The organism is Dysgonomonas reticulitermitis (assembly GCF_054601275.1).
The window spans coordinates 1-2,911 of the sequence record NZ_BAAHWU010000104.1; the positions used below are offsets into that span (position 1 = coordinate 1).

The window sequence follows — 2,911 nt, forward strand, 5'->3', positions numbered from 1 at the left end:
CCTCTACCTGTTCGGTAGTGTAATTCTTTAGTTGTTTTACCTTACGTCCCATTGTCTTTCTGTTTAATCAGTAAGACTACAAAGATATAACTTATTTGGGTAATTTAATAATATAATTTATATAATAGCTAAATTATTTCTACCTACTACAATCGCATTGATACTCTGAAATGGAATAGTCTTTTCCTCAACTAATGCATGTTGAGTAAGGTTCTTTTCATTCAATTCCCTTTCGATAAACTTTCTAGGATGAATACCCTTTATTATTTCAATGAGATTATTCATAGACAACACTTTGTATAAAAACAAACAAATTTGTTTATAGGCATATCTGGTGTGTGATAATATTTTAACACAAATTCTTCCACTATACTAAAAGATATCTTATATTTGTATCAAAAGAAATAATAATCTATGATACGCCAAGATGAAATAGCCTTAGTAATAGACTCGCAAAGAGATAGTTTCCTTAAACGAGACTCGGGATTTATTCGTGATGCATTGGTTAATGTACCAGTTGCAGATTCATTTGCGACGATCATAACGGGGATTCGCCGTTGTGGAAAGAGTACTCTGTTGTTACAATTACTTCGTCGAGATTATCAGGATGCTATATATTTAAACTTTGATGATATTCGTTTGTCTGGCTTTGAAGTAGGCGATTTCACTCGACTTCATAGAGAGATAGAAAAACGAGATATAAAGGTTCTATTCTTCGATGAGATACAAGTTGTTGAGGAATGGGAAAAGTATGTAAATCAACTTTTGAGAGACGGATATAAAGTATTCGTTACAGGTTCAAATGCATCTATGTTGAGTGTCGAATTGGGAACACATTTGACAGGTCGACACTTATCAATGGAACTATTCCCCTTTTCTTATTTAGAGTTTATTCAATTCAAAGGACTGAATAATGGCGAAGATGCCGTAATAGAATACCTAAAGATGGGAGGTATACCCGAATATGTAAAAACTGGTATGACAGTTATTCTAAATACTCTTGTTGATGATATACTAATGAGAGACATAGCTGTAAGACATTCTGTGCGTGATGTCGTTTCGTTACGTCAATTAACAGCTTATCTGATAACTAATATCGGCAATCTTGTATCAGCAAATAAGTTAGTAGGGATGTTTGACATAAAATCGGCAGCTACTTTCTTAGAATATTTTTCTTTTTTGAAAGACTCTTACTTATTGGAATTCATGCCAATGTTCAGTCATTCGCTTAAAATACAAGCTCGTAATCCAAAGAAAGTATATGTAATGGATATGGGACTTTATACAGAGAACTCTGTATCAACAAGTGAAAACATGGGTCGACGTTTAGAAAATCTAATCTTCTTACATCTTCGTAGAAAATACAAACAAATATTCTATTATAAAGATCGTGGCGAATGTGATTTTGTAGCAATGGAAAAAAGCACAATCAAAGAAGCAATACAAGTGTGTCTAACTATAAACGATGAAAACTTCGACAGAGAGTACAATGGTTTATTAGAAGCTATGCAGAATCTTGGACTTAAAAAAGGAATAATTGTTACTCTTAACCAAAGTGACAGATTTGAAAAAGATGATATGGTTATCAACATGATACCTATACATGAGTATCTTGATTAACAAATATACCTTTTAGGGTATGATGCAATTACAACAACTACCCATTATACCCTATTGGTGATAATCGCGAATAATACAAGTATTCTCAGAACATAAAATTTATTTTTATTAGACATTATATAGAATAAACTTTGAGACTAATGATTATCAATTAGTTATAATTAAAAAATATCAAACTGCTTATTTTCAGTATATTAAAAAATATATTATTTTGTAAATACTTGATAATCAGAAGTATGAATACTTTTTAAGGATTGACTAAATAGTTATACCGGGAACAGCGGTTTTAAAGCGGCATTTTTCATTTAGGGTCATTCAGCTTTTCAAAATATACCAGCCTGCTAATCGGGATTTCCATTGTGATTACCTGACCGCCTTTGTACAGTTTACCTTTGTCATCCTTCCATCTGCCTTCAGGCAATTTGATAGTACGGGTATTTTCCCTTGTTACTACAGGAGTGACCATATATCTTTCTCCCAGCATAAACTGGTCTTTACATTCAGCAAAACCTTCGTTAGGGAAGGAGTATTCCATATGCCTTATTATAGGTTCTCCGGTTTTTGCCGATTCTTTGGCGCAATTTATAATATAATCGCCGAACTTTTCATGTAGTTTAGCCATATCTTGCACAATAACCAGATGTTCCTTGTCCAATATGCGCCAGGGAGCAACCGAAAACTGCATCATAGGCATCAGGGCATGTACCTGTGCCGAACGCACAATCAAATCCTGGTCGAATTCATTGTCTTTTATATTGAGGAAAGCAGTATATGATCCCCCTCCGATCATATCAGGACAGGTATATGAATACCCTAACAGGCCTGCGGCAATCATTTCAGGTATAAGCAGCCGTATGGCATTCCACGAATAGCCTTTATCTCCAAGCCGTTGCACTAAAGCCTGTCCGCCCATTCTCCAGCCGGCACGGTACTCATTGAACGGAAATTCCAGGCCGATCATCGCCCAGGCAAGTGTATGGTCTGTCGATATTGCGTCTTTTTTATAGCTGTCGATATAACGGGGATCATAGAATGAATTGTCCCCCGCATCGAGTTTGAAGCCGTCGACTCCATATTCACTCTGCATCTTTTTCAATACATTTACAAAGTAATTGAAGGCTTCGGAGTTAGTCAGGTCATAGCAGGCGCTTTGCCCGTTCCACCAATGGATAATGGCTGGTGATTGCGAACCCTTTTTCTTTATCAGGTATCCTTTAGATGCTAATTCCCGGTATTCGGGACTGTCGGCGCTGACAAACGGACATATCCAGAGCATCACCTTAAAACCTTT

General features: G+C 35.8%; 3 protein-coding genes. 1 reads left to right on the forward strand and 2 read right to left on the reverse strand.

Annotated elements, in window-relative coordinates:
* Positions 1-117 precede the first annotated feature (117 nt).
* The gene (locus ACYPZI_RS15755; protein WP_459603296.1) at positions 118-285 is read right to left on the reverse strand and encodes a hypothetical protein; all 168 of its coding nucleotides are present in this window, start codon (positions 283-285) and stop codon (positions 118-120) included.
* Between the two features lie 129 nt (positions 286-414).
* On the opposite strand from ACYPZI_RS15755, the gene ACYPZI_RS15760 reads away from it, so the two are divergent.
* Positions 415-1,620 (forward strand): ATP-binding protein, encoded by a 1,206-nt coding sequence (locus tag ACYPZI_RS15760; RefSeq protein ID WP_459603298.1) that lies wholly within the window; start codon positions 415-417, stop codon positions 1,618-1,620.
* A gap of 301 nt (positions 1,621-1,921) precedes the next feature.
* Here the strand turns inward: ACYPZI_RS15760 and ACYPZI_RS15765 are convergent.
* Positions 1,922-2,911 (reverse strand): glycoside hydrolase family 31 protein (locus ACYPZI_RS15765; protein WP_459603300.1); only part of this gene is annotated, 990 nt, incomplete at its 5' end.

Bases quoted from the DNA above. Each gene is read 5' to 3' on its own strand.
- ACYPZI_RS15755 (WP_459603296.1), bottom strand. From the start codon at position 285: ATGAATAATCTCATTGAAATAATAAAGGGTATTCATCCTAGAAAGTTT.
- ACYPZI_RS15760 (WP_459603298.1), top strand. From the start codon at position 415: ATGATACGCCAAGATGAAATAGCCTTAGTAATAGACTCGCAAAGAGAT.